This window comes from Enterovibrio paralichthyis, assembly GCF_019209835.1.
Classification (GTDB): domain Bacteria; phylum Pseudomonadota; class Gammaproteobacteria; order Enterobacterales; family Vibrionaceae; genus Enterovibrio; species Enterovibrio paralichthyis.
On record NZ_JAHUTS010000044.1, the window covers coordinates 1 to 18,643 of the forward strand.

Here is an 18,643-nt window from a genome sequence, read left to right on the forward strand (position 1 = left end):
CGCGAGGGTAAGGGCTGTGGTCAATTGCAAAATAAAAGGCTCTAAGTATGGGGACTTAGAGCCTTTATAAGCCATCTGTTGGATCGTTCAACCGATCATTTATCTCTTAACTGATCGGCATTAGCCGGTCGGCCGCTTTTCGATAGAAACAAATGCTTATCGCATGGTCACAAACTCTTCAGAGCCCGTTGGGTGTATCGCCACTACGCTGTCAAAGTCTGCTTTGGTTGCGCCCATCTTCATTGCCACGCCAAAGCCCTGGATCATTTCATCCACCGCGAAACCGATGCCGTGCAGGCCAACCACGGTCTCCTCTTCACCTGCGCACACCAGCTTCATTTTGCACGGCTGGCGGTGTTGGGTCACAGCGGTGTACATGGCGGTGAAACCTGAAGTGTAAACCTTCACGTTTTCTTCGCCATATTGCGCTTTGGCTTCGTCTTCGGTTAGGCCGATAGTGCCGATTGGCGGGTGGCTAAACACCACGGTCGGCACCAGCTTGTAGTCCATCTTGGCGTTGGTTTTACCGTTGAACAGGCGCTCGGATAGCTGACGACCCGCTTTGACCGCAACTGGGGTCAGTTCAATGCCGCCTTCCATAATATCGCCCACACAGTAAATGCCAGGCACATTGGTGTTCTGGAACTCATCGACTTTGATGTAACCACGGTCGTTGGTTTCCACACCGGCAGCTGCCAGGTTGATTTTGTCCGTGGTTGGATGGCGGCCAATCGCCCAGATCAGAAGGTCTGTGTTGTGGGTTTCACCGCTTTCAAAGTGCAGAGTCAGAGAGCCATCGGATTCTTTCACCACTTCTTTTGGAATTGAGTGGGTGTGCAGCGCCGGACCTTCTTTTTCCATCACTTCCACCAGAGTGTCGATGATCATCGGGTCAAAGCTGCGAAGCGGAGACGCTTTGCGCACAAACAGGTGCGTTTCCGTGCCCAGCGCATTCAATACACCGGCGATTTCCACCGCAATGTAACCGGCACCCACAACAGCAACACGTTTTGGTTGCTCGTTCAGTTCGAAGAAACCGTTAGAGTCGATACCGTATTCCGCGCCCGGAATCTTCGGGATGGTTGGTGCGCCGCCAACGGCGACAAGAATATGGTCAGCGGTATAGTGCTCGCCATTTGCCTCGACGGTCTTGGCATCGACAAATTTTCCGAAGCCTTCGATGACTTCGATTTTGTTTTTGCCCAGCACGTTTTCATACGAGGTGTGGATACGGCCGATATAGGCTTCACGGTTTTCCACCAGTTTCGCCCAGTCGAACTTGTTGACTGTGGTATCGAAGCCGTAATCAGGGCCATACATTTTGATCGCTTCGGCGACTTGCGCACCGTGCCACATTACCTTTTTCGGTACACAACCCACGTTGACGCAGGTGCCGCCAAGGTGACGCGCCTCAATCAGTGCCACTTTGGCGCCGTACATCGCGGCGCGGTTTGCTGAGGCGATACCGCCGCTGCCGCCACCGATACAAATATAATCAAAATGTTTGGCCATGAGTTTCTCCATTTACTTATTCTTAAATCCCGTTGAGCGGGTTGTTTTCCGCGTATGTTATCAGACCTTTTATCGTCAGACTGTTATTCAGGCACAACCCAGCTGACAAAATGGTGACCTGTGTCCGGCGCAATTTTGCTTTGCAGCCACGGCAGGATTTCTTTCATCTGCGCTTCCAATGTCCAAGGCGGGTTGATGACAATCATGCCAGATGCGGTCATGCCGCGCTCTTCGCTGTCTTCTGCCACACCCAGCTCGATTTGCATCACCTTACGGATGCCGAGCTTTTCCAGACCCTTGGTGATCAGGTCGATGTTTTTACGGTAGACCACCGGATACCAAATCGCATAGGTACCGGTTGCCCAGCGCTTCACGCTCTCGTCGATGGCATCAACCACATCCTGGTATTCGTGTTTCAGCTCGTAAGGTGGGTCAATCAGCACCACACCGCGGCGCTCTTTTGGTGGCAGGCTGGCTTTCAAGCGTGCATAACCGTCTTCTTTGTACATTTTGACCTGACGGTCACCGCGAAACTCCTGCAGCAGCAGCGGGAAATCGCTTGGATGCAGCTCAGTGAAAATCGCGCGATCCTGTTCACGCAGCAGGCTACGACCCACTTTTGGTGAACCTGGGTAGTAGCGCAGTTTGTTGCCTTGATTCAGGCCGCGGATGGTATCCAGATACGGTTTAATTGCTTCTGGTGCGTCATCGGCTTCCCAAATCAGGCCAATGCCTTCTTTGTATTCACCGGTCTTTTCAGCACGCTCATCAGACAGGTCGTAACGACCTGCACCGCTGTGGGTGTCGTGGTACACGAACGCCTTATCTTTTTGTTTTAACGATTCAATGATGAGGCTCTGAACGATGTGTTTCAGCACGTCCGCGTGGTTGCCAGCGTGGAAGCTGTGGCGATAACTGAGCATGTCGGTATCCGGTGAAAATAGAAAAGTAGCGCGCATTATCGCTTATTGAAAAGATAGATGCAGCCTCAGCATTGAAATGCCATACATTTGCCTTCATAAATACAAAGTTAACTCTTTTGAAGGAACTGACTATGTCCAACCCGCTGCTAACGTTTACCGATTTGCCGCCTTTTTCTGAAATCAAACCGGAGCACGTTCAACCTGCTGTCGAGCAGGCGATTGCCGACTGCCGCGCTGCGGTGGAAGCGGTGCTGGAAAATAACACGGACCCAAGCTGGGATAATATCTGTGCGCCACTGGCGGAAAGCGACGACAGACTGAGCCGCATCTGGTCTCCCATCGGCCACATGAATGCGGTAGTGAACAGCCAAGCGCTGCGTGAAGCATATGAAGCCTGCCTGCCAATGCTGTCGGATTACTCGACCTGGGTTGGTCAGCACAAGCCGCTGTACGACGCGTATAAAGCCATTAAGGCACGTGACGATTTTGCCTCGCTGTCGCCTGCTCAGCAAAAGACGATTACCGACGCACTGCGTGATTTTGAGCTTTCTGGTATCGCGCTGCCGCCCAAAGAGCAGCACCGCTTTGGTGAGATCAGCAAGCGCCTGTCTGAGCTGTCATCGACCTTTTCCAACAATGTGCTGGATGCCACCATGGGTTGGAGCAAGCACATTACTGCTGAGAAAGAACTGGCTGGCATGCCAGAGTCCGCACTGGCAGCAGCCAAGGCACAAGCAGAAAGCAAGGAGCTCGACGGTTACCTGCTGACGCTGGATATTCCGTCCTACCTGCCGGTCATGACCTACTGCGACAACCGCGACCTGCGCGCGGAAATGTATGAGGCTTACACCACCCGCGCATCAGACCGTGGGCCAAACGCGGGCAAGTGGGACAACACCGATCTCATCAACGAAACCCTGCTGCTGAAAAACGAAATCGCCCGTCTGCTCGGTTTTTCAACCTATAGCGAGCTGTCGTTGGCGACCAAGATGGCAGCGTCGACTGATCAGGTGCTGACTTTCCTCAACGAGCTGGTGGAAAAAGCACGCCCGCAAGGCGAGAAAGAATTCAATACACTCAAGCAGTTCGCCAAAGACAACTTCGGCGTTGAAGCGCTGGAGCCATGGGATGTTGCTTACTACGCCGAAAAACTGAAACAGCACCAGTACAGCATTTCTGATGAAGAGCTGCGCCCTTACTTCCCGGAAGATAAAGTGGTGGCTGGCCTGTTTGAAGTGCTGAAACGTGTGTTTGGCATGACTGTGAAGCGCCGCGAGGGCGTCGATGTGTGGCACGAGTCGGTATCCTTCTACGATATTTTTGATGCAGACGGCGAGCTACGCGGCAGCTTCTACCTTGACCTTTACGCCCGTGAACACAAACGTGGCGGCGCATGGATGGATGAATGCCGTGTGCGCCGTGTGACAGATTCCGGCGAGTTGCAAAGCCCGGTTGCGTACCTGACCTGTAACTTCAACAAGCCAATCGGCGGCAAACCTGCGCTGTTTACCCATGACGAAGTGGTCACCCTGTTCCACGAGTTCGGTCACGGCATCCACCACATGCTGACCAAGGTTGATATCTCATCGGTATCAGGCATTAACGGTGTGCCTTGGGATGCAGTAGAGCTGCCAAGCCAGTTCCTGGAAAACTGGTGCTGGGAAGAAGACGCACTGGCGTTTATCTCCGGTCATTACGAAACCGGTGAACCGCTGCCAAAAGAAATGCTGGATAAAATGCTGGCAGCCAAAAACTACAACTCGGCAATGGGTATGCTCCGCCAGCTGGAGTTTGGCTTGTTCGACTTCACCCTGTTTACCCGCTTTGACCCGGAAGAAGGCGCGAAAGTGCTGGAAACCCTGGCAGAAGTGAAGGGGCGTGTGTCTGTGGTGCCATCACCGGATTGGAACCGTTTCCCACACTCGTTCAGTCATATCTTTGCCGGTGGCTACAGCGCTGGCTACTACAGCTACTTGTGGGCAGAAGTACTTTCTTCAGATGCATTCAGCCGTTTTGAAGAGGAAGGGATCTTCAACACCGAAACCGGCAAGTCGTTCCTGGAGAACATTCTGGAGCGCGGCGGCAGTGAAGAGCCAATGGAGCTGTTCAAACGCTTCCGAGGCCGCGAGCCATCACCGGATGCGCTGCTACGCCACAGCGGAATTGGTGTTTAATCGCTGAACCATAAAGAAAAAGCACGGTTTCGGCCGTGCTTTTTTGTTTCTGCAAATCACTCACTGAACCGTTAGCGGCCAGTGGTTATCGCTTTGGCGCTCGGCTTCCATGGTCAGCTCGGTGGCCATCAGGGCGTTGGTTTCCAGCCAGTGCTCTGGCAGGGCAAGCGATAAAGTATCGCCCTCTGCTTTGAGTGTGACTTCCGGTATCGCTTGGCTGTCACGGCGGTGACAGAGGATCACGGCCAGACGCAACAAGCGTAGCAAGCGGTTGGCGCTGTTAGGCGAAATCGCGCTTTGCTGACCAACCGGCACCAATTGTTCGCGGTAATGGCGCAGCATTTCTGCCAGTAACCTTTTCTGTGCACGGGTAAAGCCGGGCAGGTCGAGGTTATCAATCAGGTAAGCCGCATGCTCACCATCGCCTTTAAAACCGATACTCATTCCAATTTCATGCAGTGATGACGCTGCATTCAGCAGTGTCGGTGCAACAGGCTCTGTAACCCAGTTTTCGCCGCATTGCTTTAACAGTGAAAGGGCAGTGTTTGCCACGTTGTCTGCATGGGCGGTATCAAGCTGATAACGGGACTGTATGGATTTAATCGTACGCTTGCGGATGTCTTGTTCACACATCGTATCAAGCATGCCGTACACCAAGCCTTCACGCAGTGCGCCACCGGCCAGTGTCATGGACTCAATCCCAAGTTCTTCAAAAATGGCGATAAGAATAGAAAGGCCACTTGGGAATACCAATGCACGCTCCAGCGTCAGGCCATCAATGTCAAGTTCTTCCACCTGACCAAAGCCAATCGCCTGTTTGCGCAGACGGTGAAGCTTGGCAAGGGTGATGGTTTCATCCATACCCTGTGCAACCATGATCTCCTGCAATGCCTGCACCGTACCACTGGCACCGACGCAGACATCCCAACCGAGTTCACGGTAGCGTTTCACGATAGGTGACAGTACCTGCTTGGCTCCGTCAATGGCGCGGCTGAAGCTTTTCTCGGTAAGGGAGCGATCTTTGAAGTGGGTTTCCAGCCAGGTGACACAACCCATATCGAGGCTGGTCAGTGCTGCTGCATCAAACCCTTCACCGATAATGACTTCGGTGCTGGCGCCGCCAATATCCACCACCAATCGCTTACCTTTACCACCAGAGGTGTGCGCGACACCTTGATAGATGGTGCAGGCTTCCTGTTCTCCGGTAATGACCTGGATGTCATGACCGAGGATCTGGTTAGCACGGGAGATAAAAGAGGTGGCGTTTTTGGCGCTGCGAAGGGCGGCGGTGGCCACGATGCGGATGTTTTCGGGCGGGATATCCTGAAGGCGCTCTGCAAAGAGTGAGAGGCAATCCCAGCCGCGTTGCATGGCTTCATCACTCAACATCAGATTGCTGTCGAGACCGGAAGCAAGACGGACTTTACGTTTGATTTTTGCCAGTGTTTGTACACTGCCTTCGACCTCGCGCACAACCAGCATATGGAAGCTGTTTGAACCGAGATCGATGGCTGCGTACAGGGGCGAACGCGCGTATTCCATGCTCTCGTAATACCCCTGAATTAATTAGGCTTTGTTTGCCGGGCGACGACGGCCACGGCCGCGTTGCTGCGAGTTTCCTGATGTGTTGCGACGGCCATTGACCTGGCGTGGACGCTGAACACGGATTGGTGCAGGCAGTTCAGTCAGCAGCGCATCTTCGTTGTACTCAGACACTGGAATCGTGTGGCCGATATACTCTTCGATGGCTGGCAGGTTGACCGCATACTCTTCACAGGCAAAGCTGATTGACGCGCCGCTTGCACCCGCACGGCCAGTACGGCCAATACGGTGAACGTAGTCTTCGCAGTCATCAGGCAAGTCGTAGTTGAACACGTGGGTTACCTGCGGAATGTGCAGGCCGCGTGCCGCTACGTCAGTCGCAACCAGAATGTCCACGTTACCTTTGGTGAACTCTTCCAGGATTTTGACGCGTTTTTTCTGCGGTACATCGCCGGTCAGCAGACCTGCACGCAGATCGTCAGCCGCCAGATGGCCCCAGATGTCTTCACAACGGTGTTTGGTGTTGGCAAACACGATTGCGCGATCTGGCCACTCTTCCTCAATCAGGGTTTGCAGCAGACGCATTTTGTCGTTGTTCGACGGGTAGAAAAGTTCTTCTTTAATGCGGTGACCGGTTTTTTGATCCGGTTCCACTTCCACATGCTCAGGGTTGGTCATGTGTTCAAACGCCAGTTCCTGTACGCGGTATGACAGCGTCGCAGAGAACAGCATGTTCAGGCGCTCAGACGGCGCAGGCATGCGGCGGAACAGGAAGCGGATGTCTTTAATAAAGCCCAGATCGAACATACGGTCGGCTTCGTCCAGTACGACAGCCTGGATGCAACGCAGGTCAATAACGCGCTGTTTGTAGAAGTCGATAATACGGCCGCAGGTGCCAATCAGGATATCAACGCCGTTTTCCAGCACCTCTTTTTGCTTCTCGTACGCTTCGCCGCCGTAAGCCAGGCCTGCGGTCAAAGAGGTGGATGCCAAGAGCGGAGCAGCATCATTGTAGATCTGGATCGCAAGTTCGCGCGTTGGTGCCATAATGATGGCACGCGGACAGTTTTTCTTGCGGTCGGCAGGTGCCTCCGTTGTCAGCAAATGGTGGAAAGTCGCAGTCAGGAATGCCAGTGTTTTACCGGTACCCGTTTGGGCCTGTCCTGCAATGTCTCGGCCGGTGAGCAGGACCGGCAATGCCAAGGCTTGGATAGGGGTACAATTGTGAAACCCTTTCTCTTCCAAACCCTTGATAACATCGGCGTGAAGGCCGAAGTCGGCAAATTTCTGCTCTGTGAGATGCGTCATTTTCATCCGCATAGAATATCAGCTTAGGCTTGCAATACGATAGTGAATACATTCAAATAGTGCGATGATTTACTGGTTGGTCTTCCGCCAGTGACAAAAAACAATCATTGGAGTGAAAGATGAGCGACAAGATTTTGCAGCTGACTGACGACAGCTTCGAGGCAGATGTTATCAAGGCTGCAGGCCCTGTGCTGGTAGATTTCTGGGCAGAGTGGTGTGGTCCTTGTAAAATGATTGCCCCGATTCTTGACGAAATCGCTGAAGAATACGAAGGGAAAGTCACTATCGGTAAACTGAATATCGACCAAAACGCAGGCACACCACCTAAGTTCGGTATCCGTGGCATTCCAACCCTGCTGCTGTTTAAAGACGGCGGTGTAGCGGCAACCAAAGTTGGCGCACTGTCTAAGACTCAACTGAAAGAGTTTCTTGACGCCAACCTGTAATGCGAAAGAAGCCGTGTCTCTCCCCGGGACGCGGCTTTATTCTTTCCGTCAGCTAGACAGTTTCCCATTCTGGTGCTAACTTATTGCACGTTAATTGTACATTTCTGTTCATTTCTCGATCACACCCGTGATCTCTAAACTCAAACTAATTCAGACCTCAACTTTGACTGACAAGACACCTACCACTATGAATCTTACCGAACTGAAGAATCAGGCCGTTTCTGAGCTGGTTGCCTTAGGCGAAAGCATGGGCCTTGAGAACCTCGCCCGCCTTCGTAAACAAGACATCATCTTTGCAATCCTTAAGCAACACGCGAAAAGTGGCGAAGATATTTTTGGGAACGGCGTGCTGGAAATTCTTCAGGACGGTTTCGGCTTCCTGCGTAGCGCAGACAGTTCTTACCTTGCGGGCCCGGATGACATCTATGTCTCTCCAAGCCAAATCCGCCGTTTCAACCTGCGTACCGGTGACACCATTTCAGGCAAAATCCGTCCACCAAAAGACGGCGAGCGTTACTTCGCACTGCTGAAAGTGAACGAAGTTAACCACGACAAACCTGACAATGCCCGTAACAAGATCCTGTTCGAAAACTTAACGCCACTACACGCTAACGAGCGTATGGTGATGGAGCGTGGTAACGGTTCTACTGAAGACATCACTGCACGTGTACTGGATCTGGCATCGCCAATCGGTAAAGGTCAGCGTGGTTTGATTGTTGCTCCGCCAAAAGCGGGTAAAACCATGCTGCTGCAAAACATTGCACAGAGCATTGCTTACAACCACCCAGAGTGTGAGCTGATGGTGCTGCTGATCGACGAGCGTCCGGAAGAAGTGACCGAGATGCAGCGTCTGGTTAAAGGCGAAGTCGTTGCATCAACCTTTGACGAGCCAGCAAGCCGCCACGTTCAGGTTGCTGAAATGGTGATCGAGAAAGCGAAGCGTCTGGTTGAGCACAAAAAAGACGTGGTTATCCTGCTGGATTCCATCACCCGTCTGGCGCGTGCCTACAACACCGTGGTTCCAAGCTCAGGCAAAGTTCTGACCGGTGGTGTTGATGCCAACGCACTGCACCGTCCGAAGCGTTTCTTCGGTGCGGCACGTAACGTAGAGGAAGGCGGCAGCCTGACCATCATCGCAACAGCGCTGGTTGATACCGGTTCTAAGATGGATGAGGTTATCTACGAAGAATTTAAAGGTACAGGTAACATGGAACTGCACCTGTCCCGTAAGATTGCAGAGAAGCGTGTCTTCCCGGCCATTGACTTTACCCGTTCAGGTACCCGTCGCGAAGAACTGCTGACCAAGCCGGACGAACTGCAGAAGATGTGGATCCTACGCAAGATTGTTCACCCAATGGGCGAAATCGAAGGCATGGAATTCCTCATCGACAAGCTGGCAATGACCAAAACCAACGATGAGTTCTTCGAAGCGATGCGTCGCCAGAAGTCGTAAGACATCCGCTATACTGAAAAAGCACCGCCTACTGCGGTGCTTTTTTATAGGCTGACGAAAGGGTTGCTCTTTATTTACAATCTTATTAGTTGCCAAAAGTGATACGCAGCCTCAGAATTGAGGCAAATTCGCTACACGATCAGCCGCTGGATGGGCTGATGCAGGATTCCGGGATGAAACGTCAACTTGTTGCCATGTCATTGATGCTGAGCAGTCTGTTTTCAGGACTGGTTTCTGCCGTGACGCTTTCCCCTAATGATGTCGCCGCCCATATGGCTGACCCGGCCAATGTTGCCGTTATCCTCCATGCCAATTCCCTGTTTGAAGCAAATGAGTTCACTGAACTTGATGCTTATCTCGACACCCTGACGCCGCTGTTGAAAGAAGAAACCTTGACTGTACTGGCACGCAGCGCCCAAAACTTCAGCAATATGACGCCGGAGCGTGAAAAGTTTCTGGTGACCATCAGCCACCAACAACCAACGTATCTGGTGAAAAGCCAGGGCAACGGTTACTGGGTAACCATGCCTGCCTTCAACTATGCCGGTGAAGCCAAATGGGTGCTCAACCACTGGCAAATCAAACTGATGCAGGATGAGGTGAAACGCCTTCTCGGTTACAACCAGCTTTCTCTGTCCAAGTGGCTCTCATTTTCCGCCAGTGACTACACGCTGCGGCGTGAAGCTTTGGTGGCACTCATCCCGACCTTGCCGGAAAGTGATATCCAGAAACTCATCAAACTCTATCAGTCGGACAGCAACATGGTATGGAGTCCGGATAACGCATTGCTGGCGGCCCTTGCCAGTAAAAGCGGGGATGACGCGCTCTACCAACTGCTTTGGCTTCGCCGCACCGACAGTTACAGCCTGGCTGTCCTGCAAAAGCTTGAGACGCCGCCAGTGACTGCCAAGCACATTCAGCTGATGATCGCGGCGACTGTTAATCCCGTACTGGCTGACACGGCCATCCGGCAGCTTGCCGGCATCCATCCCTTGCCGCAGGATGCCAAGTCCTTTTTGCTCAAGCAGATCAGCGATCGCCGCCGGGGCAAAAAGGTCGTCGTGCTACTGGCAGACAACGGTCACAGTGACTGGCTACGCGAGCTGGAAAAAAGCACATCAGGTGTCACGCGCCGCAACATTGAAAACGGGTTGGAAGCCGCTCAGGGCTGATTGCCATTCTCCGCACTGGTCTGATACCGCCATCCCGTTATAATCAAACTCTCACACCTCAACCGGGAAGGTTATGAAATTTACAGACTTACGCGCCTTTATCGACCATCTGGAATCGGTCGGAGAGCTAAAGCGCATTTCCCATCCTGTGAATCCTGATCAGGAAATGACAGAAATTGCTGACCGTGTGCTGCGTGCCGGTGGGCCTGCCCTCTTGTTTGAAAACCCGGTGGGGTATGACATGCCGGTGCTGGCAAACCTGTTCGGCACCCCCAAGCGTGTTGCCATGGGGATGGGGCGCACAGAAGTGAAAGAGCTGCGCGAAGTCGGTAAGTTGCTGGCCTACCTCAAAGAGCCTGAGCCGCCGAAAGGTTTTAAAGACGCGCTGGAAAAACTGCCAGCACTGCGCCAGGTGCTGAACATGCCTGCCAAGCGTCTTCGCAAAGCGCCGTGCCAGGAAATCGTCTGGCAGGGCGATGAGGTGGACTTGGACAAGATCCCGGTGATGGGTTGCTGGCCAGGGGATGTGGCGCCGCTGCTTACCTGGGGGCTCACGATTACCCGTGGCCCAAACAAGAAGCGCCAGAACCTGGGCATTTACCGCCAGCAGAAAATTGGCAAGAACAAAGTCATCATGCGTTGGTTGGCTCACCGAGGCGGCGCGCTCGATTTGCGTGAGTGGATGGAAACCCATCCGGGCAAACCTTTTCCGGTTTCTGTTGCTTACGGTGCCGATCCAGCCACCATTCTCGGCGCGGTCACCCCGGTGCCGGACACGCTTTCTGAGTATGCCTTTGCGGGACTTCTTCGTGGCAGCAAAACCGAAGTAGTCAAAAGCCTGAGTAACGATCTGGATATACCGGCGAGCGCCGAAATCGTGATGGAAGGCTACATCGACCCGAACGAGTTTGCCGATGAAGGCCCTTACGGTGACCACACTGGCTACTACAACGAGGTTGAACGTCACCACGTGTTTACCGTGACTCACGTGACCATGCGCCAGAAACCGATTTATCACAGCACCTACACCGGCCGTCCACCGGATGAACCTGCGGTACTGGGGGTGGCACTGAACGAAGTTTTCGTGCCTATCCTGCAAAAGCAGTTCCCGGAAATTATCGATTTCTACCTGCCGCCGGAAGGCTGCTCTTACCGCGCCGCCGTCGTAACCATGAAGAAGCAATACCCAGGTCATGCCAAGCGCGTGATGATGGGCGTCTGGTCTTTCCTGCGCCAGTTTATGTACACCAAATACGTGATTGTCTGCGATGAAGACGTGGATGCCCGCGACTGGCACAGTGTGGTGCAGGCGATGACCACGCGCATGGATCCGGTGCGTGACACCCTGGTGATAGAACACACCCCGATTGACTCGCTCGACTTTGCCTCACCGGTGGTTGGGCTCGGCTCGAAAATGGGCTGGGATGTCACCAAAAAATGGGATGCAGAGCTTGCCGGTTATGCCAGTCTTCCTGCGCGTATTGCTGACGATGCCGACGTGCTAACGCGGGTCGCGGCGCTTAAATCTGCCCATCTGCAGCTGGTGGATATCTACCTGCCGCCGGAAGCCCATGCACACGGTATGGTGATGGCCACCATCAACAAGCAGGCGGTTGGAGATGGCCCGCGTACTATCGAAGCCATTTGGGCAGCACTGGGTGAAATCGCCGATGTGAAGTTCGTAATGGTGTTTGATGATGAAGACGTCAACATCCGAGACTGGAACGATGTAATTTGGGCAATAACCACCCGAATGGATCCGGCTCGTGATACCCTGTTGGACGCGAACGAAGCGGGGATTACACCGCAGGCGCTCAAGCCGGGGTCTAAAATGGGATTAGATGCCACCAACAAATGGCCGGGAGAAACGGCGCGTGAGTGGGGCACTCCGATCAGCAAAGATCCGCGAACAGTCGCGAATGTCGATGAAATGTGGGATAAACTGGGTCTCTAAAATATGTATGCGGTACACCTGATGCCCGCGGGAACACAATTTACGGTTTCCGCACACCAGACACTATTACAGGGCGCGCTCGACGCAGGGGTACCATTTCCTAACCGTTGCCAGATTGGGGCTTGTGCAAGCTGCCTGTGCCGGTTGATTGAAGGGGAGGTGCGTTATCACCTCGAACCGATGTTGACTGAGCAAGAAAAACAACAAGGCTGGATATTTGCCTGTCAGGCCATCCCATGCAGTGATCTGGTGGTTAGTTTTGAGGAAAGCGATGACTATTAATTGTGAAGTAACGTCAGTGTCGTCACTGACCAATAACACCTACCGAATTTTACTGAAGCCTGAACAGCCGGTGAGCTACAAGGCCGGTCAATACCTGTTGGCAGTGATGGGCGAGAAAGACAAGCGCCCGTTTTCTATCGCCAGCAGCCCGTGTCGTCAGAATGGCCATGAGCTGGAACTGCACATCGGCGCGGCAGAAGAAAATGCTTATGCCATGGACGTGGTAAAAGCGGCGCGGGAAACGCTGGAAAAAGGCGATAACTCCTTTGTGATTGATGCGCCACACGGCGAAGCCTGGCTGCGCGATGAGCGTCAGCGTCCACTGGTATTGATTGCCGGTGGCACCGGATTTTCCTATGTGCGCAGCATGCTCGATCACTGCCTGAGTCAGGGCTTTGATCAGCCTATTTTCCTGTATTGGGGCGGCCGTGACATCAGCCAGCTGTATGCCAATGAAGAGATGGAAGCGCTGGCGCTGAAAAACCATCAGTTGACTTACATTCCCGTAGTAGAAGCGCAACCGGAAGCTTGGAGCGGCAAAGTCGGCAACGTGCTGGAAGCGGTGATGGAAGATTTCATCTCCCTGTCTGCCTACGACGTTTACATCGCTGGCCGCTTTGAAATGGCGGGCGCAGCGCGCGAAAAATTCTGCAACGAACGCGGCGCAGAGCGCGACCACCTTTTTGCGGATGCCTTTGCATTCCTTTGATTTACGCGATAAGCCGTATAAATAAAAACACCGCCATCTGGCGGTGTTTTTGTTGGTGTCCTGTCAGGCTGTCGCCTCAATTTTCTTTTTCACCCAGGTTTCGTTGATCCAGAGCGATGCCAGAATCACTGCGCCGCCAATTGCCAGGGTGAAAAGATCAGCATCGCGGTTCCAAATCAGCACGTTGACGACAATACCTGCCGGTACCAGCACATTGTTCATTACCGCCAGTGCGCCGGCGTTGACCATCGTCGCCCCACGGTTCCAGAGGTAATAACCAAGGCCTGATGCAATGGTGCCAAGGTAAATCAGGATGCCCCACTGCAGGTTGGTGGTCGGCAGTTTTTCCGGGTTACCAAGCAGCAGGAAAGCCGGCAACGCCACACAAAGTGCACCGAGGTAGAACAGGCCGAAAATAGTGTGCTGAGGCACCTTCACCTCATAGCGCTCCATCACTACCTTGTAGCCAACCTGGCCGATGGCAAAGCAAAGGTTCGCGCCCTGAACAATCAAAAAGCCCAGCATAAAATTCGGGTTCACCGACGCAAATTTGATCACCACGGCGCCCAGCACGGCCAGTGCGGCAGTCATCAGGTACCAGGGAGAGAAGCGTCTGTGCAGCAGATCATAGGTCAGGGTGACATACACAGGTGTGAACACGGTAAACAGCAGAACTTCAGGCACTGAAAGGTAGAGGAAAGACTGGTAGTAGAAGCAGTACATCAGGCCAAGCTGGATACCGCCAATCGCCATCAGTTTCAGCATCAACGGCTTTGGCAGCCCTTTCAGGCGCAGGAATGGCAGGAAAACCAGAGCGGCAAGCGCAACACGGGTAACTACTGAGAACCAGGCATCCACCTGACCGGCCAGATACACCCCAATCAGACTGAATGAAAACGCCCACAGCAGGGTGACAAACGACAAATACCCCATTTTCTATCCCTAAAATCAATAAAATTGCCGCCAAGTTTAACCAAACTGGCGGCAAAGTGCAGGGTTCGTCTTGCTGGACGGAGGAGACGCGCGATCAGCTTGGCAATGGCACCATCAGCATATCGACCGGGGTTTTGTTGATAAGCTGCTTGGCCGAGGAGATTAAGGTACTCCAGAAATCCTGGTGGTGACCGCAAATCACCAGATCGATGCCAAAGTTGCTGATCGACTCTGTGATTTCCTCAGCCAGATCGCCACTCGCGACCAAAGTATGGGTGACCGGATACTCCGCTTTCCTCGCCAGCGCGTTCAGCTGCGCCTGTGATTCTTCGATGATGTGGTTGCGGGTTTCCACCAGATTCACGTCAATCAGGCCGGTATAGAGCTGGGCATAATTCACATCAATATGGATCAGCGAAAGCTTCGCCCCCAGCGGCGCGGCCAGTGCCGCCCCTTTTTTTACCAATACGTCGCTGTCTGACGATAAATCGACCGCGACCAGAACGTGTTTATAGCCCATGGCCAGCCTCCTCAATAACGCCCATTTTTCAGGGGAATAGCAAAGTTGTTACCGTCAAAACTACCATTGTAAGAACAGCAAGACTGTCGGCTGGATCCCACTGCCGCGCAGTGTTTGCTTCCTGGTGCATTCCGCTCTCATCCTGCGGTGAATGAGACAAAATTCGCTGCATGTTTCTTATAAAGATGAGTCAGTTACGACCAAAGTGCTAGGCAAATGCGGTGTTTGGAAAGGGAGATCGACTTGGCGTTTTCGGCATCAACTCTATACTTAAAAGTGAGCACTGTGTGTGAAGGCATAAATCAGGCCGTGAATTGTGTCATCCACACCGACGTTGTGCAGCCAATGACAACCCACTCAAAAATGAGAAAGTAAACCTTTTGGCACAAACCCGCAGTACCGCTTCGCGCTACGCTGAAAGCGAAAGCCCGGACAGGCGGGGCACAACAAGCCCGGTACGGAAATTACCGGCATGAAACATTTTGTAGGGGAAGACGGAAAAGCCCAGTTCTTCATTGAGTTAGACCCGGCAGGCAGTGCCCGCATAATGAAAGCGGATGCGCCTGTAAGGGTGCCCAAAGGGGTGAAAACAGCATGTTTCACCGAAAGGGCTCCCGGTAAGTAGCAATGGGAGATGAAACTATGAGCGGAGACGCCTTAATTATCGCGATTTTTTTCGTCACACTGGCCAACATCCTGCGCTATCTAAGTTCGTTGCGTGTGTTGCTGGTTATGATGCGGGACGCTAACCCGCTGCTGTACCAACAGGTCGCAAGGGGGAATAACTTCTTTGCGCCGCAGGGCGATATCAGTCGTCAGAAGCGCCTTTACCATTACATCCGCAGTCAGGAATATCTGCACCATCACGATGATGCCTTTATTGCCAAATGCAACAAGGTCCGCCACCTGTTCATTCTCTCGACCACACTGGTGCTTGCGCTGGTGCTATCACTCTTTTTTGTGGCATTTGCTGGCCTTTAAGCGCTGAAAACTCAATTCCCGGAAAACGCTGGCAGACGCCGGCGTTTTTTTTTACTACCCTGCCTTTCGTGTTGATCCTGATTGGGAAAGGGTGACCCGTGACTCAACAGCTTTCCCGATCATCCCCGACACCCCATCGCAATAACGCAGAAACATGTGGAGATAACCTTGGATAAATTTATTGCCTGGTGGCATAGCAGTGCCGAGGAGCTTAACTGGGACTGGATGGAGCACATTGCGCTGATGCTGGGCGCAGCCGCGCTAGCCTGGCTGGTGTGGAAAGTGGTATTCCGGCAGTTATTGGCAGTTTCAAAGAAAACCCGTACCCACTGGGACACCATTGTCCTGCATTCTATCAGCACCCCAATCAGCGTCTTTATCTGGTTGTGGCCAACCAGTTTTTCCATCGGTAGCCTGCTGGAACTGACCGCCAAGGTCGGCAGCGACTGGATGAATGCCTCACGGCGTATGCTGGTGATGGCGCTGGTACTTTGGGTGGTATTGCGGCTGGTCAACGCCGTGGAAGAGTACCTGTTGCAATCCGACAGCCGTGACCAGACAACAGTGTCGGCCATTGGCCATGTGATGCGCCTTTCGCTGGCCGTTATCGGTGTACTGACCCTTTTGCAGGAGTTTGGCATCAGCCTGACCGGTCTTTTGACCTTTGGTGGTGTCGGCGGCTTGATTGTTGGTCTGGCGGCTAAAGATTTGCTGTCGAATTTCTTCGGTGGCCTGATGATTTATTTCGACCGCCCGTTCAGCGTTGGTGACTGGATAAGCTCGCCGGACAGGAACATTGAAGGCACGGTCGAGCGTATCGGCATGCGCATGACCATGATCCGCACGTTTGAAAGCCGTCCGCTGTATGTGCCGAACTCGGTATTCAGCAGTATTGTGGTGCAAAACCCATCGCGGATGCAGCACCGCCGGATCCGGGAAACCATCGGTATCCGCTACAAGGATGCTGACAAGATGGCGGTGATTGTCGATGAAGTCAAAACCATGCTGCAGAACCATCCGGATATTGAACAAAACGCCACATTAATGGTGAATTTCGATGCTTTTGCCGGATCTTCACTGGAGTTTTTCATTTATACCTTCACCAAAACCGTCAACTGGGCGCGTTACCACGAAGTGAAGCAGGATGTGATGCTGAAAATCATCGAGATTGTTCAGCGAAACGGGGCTGACTTTGCCTTCCCAACCCGCACCATTGCTTTCGACCGTGATGATGCCGTTGAGGCAGCTATCCCGATTCAGCCAGAACTGGCAAGCGTGCCGGACAAAAACTAATCTGGATACAACCGATGCGGGCGGCTACAATGCCGCCCGTTTTTATACCTGTCCGAAAACGTCGGACGGGGTGACTGGTAGGTTGTAGAGATGAAGCAAGTAGACGTAGTGATCATTGGTGCAGGTGCAGCGGGTCTGATGTGTGCCGCCCAGGCGGGCAAGCGTGGACGCCGTGTGCTGGTGGTGGATAACGGCAAAAAGCCGGGACGTAAAATCCTGATCTCCGGTGGCGGCCGCTGCAATTTCACCAACTATGATGTTTCTGCAGCCAACTACGTTTGCCGCAACAAACACTTCCCGAAATCCGCACTGGCGCAATACAGCCAGTGGGATTTCTTCTCCCTGGTGAACGAATACGGCATCACCTGGGAAGAGCGCGAGCACGGCCAGCTGTTCTGTCTGGAATCAGCCAAAGACATCGTTGATATGCTGCTCAAAGAGTGCGACCTGCCGAATGTTGAACAGCGCTACCGCTGCGATGTCCACGATATCGAAAAGACAGAAGATGGCTTTACCCTGAAACTGGATACCGACACCGTCTCCTGCCAGTCACTGGTGGTGGCAACCGGTGGTCTTTCAATGCCAAAACTCGGTGCGACCCCATTCGGTTACCAGATTGCTGAGCAGTTTGGGTTAGCGCGTGTACCGACCACTGCAGGTCTGGTGCCATTCACCCTGCACGACAAAGACAAAGCGGCGCTGGCGGATCTGTCCGGCATCGCGATCCCTGTGACTATCACTACCGAAAGCGGCGTGATGTTTAAAGAAAACCTGCTGTTTACCCACCGCGGCCTGTCTGGCCCTGTGGTGTTGCAGGTCAGCTCTTACTGGACGCCGGGCGAGAAAGTGACCGTCGATCTGCTGCCAGACTTGGATGTGGTGGAGACGATCAACGCCATGCGCGACAAACATCCGGCGCAAAGCCTGAAAAACAGCCTGGCACGCCTGCTGCCAAAACGTCTGGTGGAAGCCATGATTGAACGCGGTGATATCGAAGATAAACCGCTGAAGCAGCTCAATCCGAAAGACATAACGGCACTGGCGGATTACCTGAATGGCTGGCAGATTGCGCCAAACGGCACCGAAGGTTACCGCACCGCTGAGGTGACGCTGGGCGGCGTAGATACCGACGAACTTTCCTCCAAAACCATGGAAACGAAGAAAGTACCGGGGCTCTATTTTGTCGGCGAAGTGATGGATGTGTCCGGCTGGTTGGGCGGCTACAACTTCCAGTGGGCATGGAGCTCAGGCTGGGTGGCTGGCCAGAACGTCTAAACTGTATCGATTACCTAATACAAAAAAATGCGCCCAACCGGGTAATGCCAGTCAGTTAAGCTGACTGGCTTTCTTTTTATTGGGGTATTTCTTTGCCTTAGGCTTCACGGCTCTCGGGTATATTCGATCTTCTCGCTTAATGGGCAACACATGATGTATCGCCTCC

General features: G+C 53.2%; 17 protein-coding genes and 1 pseudogene. 12 read left to right on the forward strand and 6 right to left on the reverse strand.

The window, feature by feature from the left end; all coding sequences use genetic code 11:
• Positions 1 to 156: 156 nt before the first annotated feature.
• On the reverse strand, positions 157 to 1,512 hold the full coding sequence (gorA, locus tag KU854_RS24000) for a glutathione-disulfide reductase (RefSeq protein ID WP_218360778.1): 1,356 nt from the start codon (positions 1,510 to 1,512) through the stop codon (positions 157 to 159).
• A gap of 83 nt (positions 1,513 to 1,595) precedes the next feature.
• Positions 1,596 to 2,435, reverse strand: a complete 840-nt coding sequence (locus tag KU854_RS24005) for a 23S rRNA (adenine(2030)-N(6))-methyltransferase RlmJ (protein WP_218360792.1) — start codon at positions 2,433 to 2,435, stop codon at positions 1,596 to 1,598.
• Between the two features lie 131 nt (positions 2,436 to 2,566).
• Here KU854_RS24005 and prlC point away from each other — a divergent pair, with 131 nt between their 5' ends.
• The gene (gene prlC / locus KU854_RS24010; RefSeq protein ID WP_218360779.1) at positions 2,567 to 4,609 is read left to right on the forward strand and encodes an oligopeptidase A; all 2,043 of its coding nucleotides are present in this window, start codon (positions 2,567 to 2,569) and stop codon (positions 4,607 to 4,609) included.
• A 60-nt stretch (positions 4,610 to 4,669) separates the two neighbouring features.
• Here prlC and gppA read toward each other — a convergent pair whose 3' ends face one another.
• Entirely contained in the window at positions 4,670 to 6,151 is a 1,482-nt protein-coding gene (gene gppA / locus KU854_RS24015; protein WP_218360780.1) for a guanosine-5'-triphosphate,3'-diphosphate diphosphatase, read from the reverse strand.
• 24 nt (positions 6,152 to 6,175) lie between these two features.
• Positions 6,176 to 7,465, reverse strand: a complete 1,290-nt coding sequence (gene rhlB / locus KU854_RS24020) for an ATP-dependent RNA helicase RhlB (RefSeq protein WP_218360781.1) — start codon at positions 7,463 to 7,465, stop codon at positions 6,176 to 6,178.
• Between the two features lie 113 nt (positions 7,466 to 7,578).
• On the opposite strand from rhlB, the gene trxA reads away from it, so the two are divergent.
• The 7 genes and pseudogenes from trxA to fre all read left to right on the forward strand — a co-directional run bounded on the left by trxA (position 7,579) and on the right by fre (position 13,475).
• Entirely contained in the window at positions 7,579 to 7,905 is a 327-nt protein-coding gene (gene trxA / locus KU854_RS24025) for a thioredoxin TrxA (protein ID WP_054780489.1), read from the forward strand.
• A 187-nt stretch (positions 7,906 to 8,092) separates the two neighbouring features.
• Positions 8,093 to 9,358, forward strand: coding sequence for a transcription termination factor Rho (gene rho, locus KU854_RS24030; protein ID WP_002535468.1), 1,266 nt, complete (start codon positions 8,093 to 8,095; stop codon positions 9,356 to 9,358).
• A 173-nt stretch (positions 9,359 to 9,531) separates the two neighbouring features.
• On the forward strand, positions 9,532 to 10,530 hold the full coding sequence (locus KU854_RS24035; protein ID WP_218360782.1) for a hypothetical protein: 999 nt from the start codon (positions 9,532 to 9,534) through the stop codon (positions 10,528 to 10,530).
• Between the two features lie 73 nt (positions 10,531 to 10,603).
• A pseudogene (gene ubiD / locus KU854_RS24040) lies at positions 10,604 to 11,993 on the forward strand (4-hydroxy-3-polyprenylbenzoate decarboxylase); the annotation flags it as partial.
• 35 nt (positions 11,994 to 12,028) lie between these two features.
• Positions 12,029 to 12,484: a UbiD family decarboxylase gene (locus tag KU854_RS25175; RefSeq protein ID WP_418885874.1), complete on the forward strand. Its 456-nt coding sequence runs from the start codon at positions 12,029 to 12,031 to the stop codon at positions 12,482 to 12,484.
• A 3-nt stretch (positions 12,485 to 12,487) separates the two neighbouring features.
• Positions 12,488 to 12,766 (forward strand): 2Fe-2S iron-sulfur cluster-binding protein, encoded by a 279-nt coding sequence (locus KU854_RS24045; protein WP_218360784.1) that lies wholly within the window; start codon positions 12,488 to 12,490, stop codon positions 12,764 to 12,766.
• Entirely contained in the window at positions 12,756 to 13,475 is a 720-nt protein-coding gene (gene fre, locus KU854_RS24050) for an NAD(P)H-flavin reductase (protein ID WP_218360785.1), read from the forward strand. Before KU854_RS24045 ends, fre begins: the two co-directional genes overlap by 11 nt.
• A 63-nt stretch (positions 13,476 to 13,538) precedes the next feature.
• On the opposite strand, the gene KU854_RS24055 is transcribed toward fre, so the two are convergent.
• A complete protein-coding gene (locus KU854_RS24055; protein WP_218360786.1) occupies positions 13,539 to 14,408 on the reverse strand; it encodes a carboxylate/amino acid/amine transporter in 870 nt (289 codons plus the stop codon).
• Positions 14,409 to 14,502: 94 nt separating this feature from the next.
• Positions 14,503 to 14,928 carry a universal stress protein gene (locus KU854_RS24060; RefSeq protein ID WP_218360787.1) on the reverse strand — a complete coding sequence of 142 codons (426 nt, stop codon included), beginning with the start codon at positions 14,926 to 14,928 and terminating at the stop codon, positions 14,503 to 14,505.
• A 472-nt stretch (positions 14,929 to 15,400) separates the two neighbouring features.
• Here KU854_RS24060 and KU854_RS24065 point away from each other — a divergent pair, with 472 nt between their 5' ends.
• The 4 genes from KU854_RS24065 (at position 15,401) to KU854_RS24080 (ending at position 18,477) form a co-directional block, all read left to right on the forward strand.
• Entirely contained in the window at positions 15,401 to 15,553 is a 153-nt protein-coding gene (locus KU854_RS24065; RefSeq protein WP_218360788.1) for a hypothetical protein, read from the forward strand.
• A gap of 17 nt (positions 15,554 to 15,570) precedes the next feature.
• Positions 15,571 to 15,909, forward strand: a complete 339-nt coding sequence (uspB, locus tag KU854_RS24070) for a universal stress protein UspB (protein ID WP_218360789.1) — start codon at positions 15,571 to 15,573, stop codon at positions 15,907 to 15,909.
• Positions 15,910 to 16,077: 168 nt separating this feature from the next.
• On the forward strand, positions 16,078 to 17,202 hold the full coding sequence (locus tag KU854_RS24075) for a mechanosensitive ion channel family protein (protein ID WP_218360790.1): 1,125 nt from the start codon (positions 16,078 to 16,080) through the stop codon (positions 17,200 to 17,202).
• A 90-nt stretch (positions 17,203 to 17,292) separates the two neighbouring features.
• Positions 17,293 to 18,477 carry a BaiN/RdsA family NAD(P)/FAD-dependent oxidoreductase gene (locus KU854_RS24080; RefSeq protein ID WP_218360791.1) on the forward strand — a complete coding sequence of 395 codons (1,185 nt, stop codon included), beginning with the start codon at positions 17,293 to 17,295 and terminating at the stop codon, positions 18,475 to 18,477.
• Positions 18,478 to 18,643 lie beyond the last annotated feature (166 nt).

Bases quoted from the DNA above. Each gene is read 5' to 3' on its own strand.
- gorA (WP_218360778.1), bottom strand. From the start codon at position 1,512: ATGGCCAAACATTTTGATTATATTTGTATCGGTGGCGGCAGCGGCGGT.
- KU854_RS24005 (WP_218360792.1), bottom strand. From the start codon at position 2,435: ATGCTCAGTTATCGCCACAGCTTCCACGCTGGCAACCACGCGGACGTG.
- prlC (WP_218360779.1), top strand. From the start codon at position 2,567: ATGTCCAACCCGCTGCTAACGTTTACCGATTTGCCGCCTTTTTCTGAA.
- gppA (WP_218360780.1), bottom strand. From the start codon at position 6,151: ATGGAATACGCGCGTTCGCCCCTGTACGCAGCCATCGATCTCGGTTCA.
- rhlB (WP_218360781.1), bottom strand. From the start codon at position 7,465: ATGAAAATGACGCATCTCACAGAGCAGAAATTTGCCGACTTCGGCCTT.
- trxA (WP_054780489.1), top strand. From the start codon at position 7,579: ATGAGCGACAAGATTTTGCAGCTGACTGACGACAGCTTCGAGGCAGAT.
- rho (WP_002535468.1), top strand. From the start codon at position 8,093: ATGAATCTTACCGAACTGAAGAATCAGGCCGTTTCTGAGCTGGTTGCC.
- KU854_RS24035 (WP_218360782.1), top strand. From the start codon at position 9,532: ATGAAACGTCAACTTGTTGCCATGTCATTGATGCTGAGCAGTCTGTTT.
- KU854_RS24045 (WP_218360784.1), top strand. From the start codon at position 12,488: ATGTATGCGGTACACCTGATGCCCGCGGGAACACAATTTACGGTTTCC.
- fre (WP_218360785.1), top strand. From the start codon at position 12,756: ATGACTATTAATTGTGAAGTAACGTCAGTGTCGTCACTGACCAATAAC.
- KU854_RS24055 (WP_218360786.1), bottom strand. From the start codon at position 14,408: ATGGGGTATTTGTCGTTTGTCACCCTGCTGTGGGCGTTTTCATTCAGT.
- KU854_RS24060 (WP_218360787.1), bottom strand. From the start codon at position 14,928: ATGGGCTATAAACACGTTCTGGTCGCGGTCGATTTATCGTCAGACAGC.
- KU854_RS24065 (WP_218360788.1), top strand. From the start codon at position 15,401: ATGAAACATTTTGTAGGGGAAGACGGAAAAGCCCAGTTCTTCATTGAG.
- uspB (WP_218360789.1), top strand. From the start codon at position 15,571: ATGAGCGGAGACGCCTTAATTATCGCGATTTTTTTCGTCACACTGGCC.
- KU854_RS24080 (WP_218360791.1), top strand. From the start codon at position 17,293: ATGAAGCAAGTAGACGTAGTGATCATTGGTGCAGGTGCAGCGGGTCTG.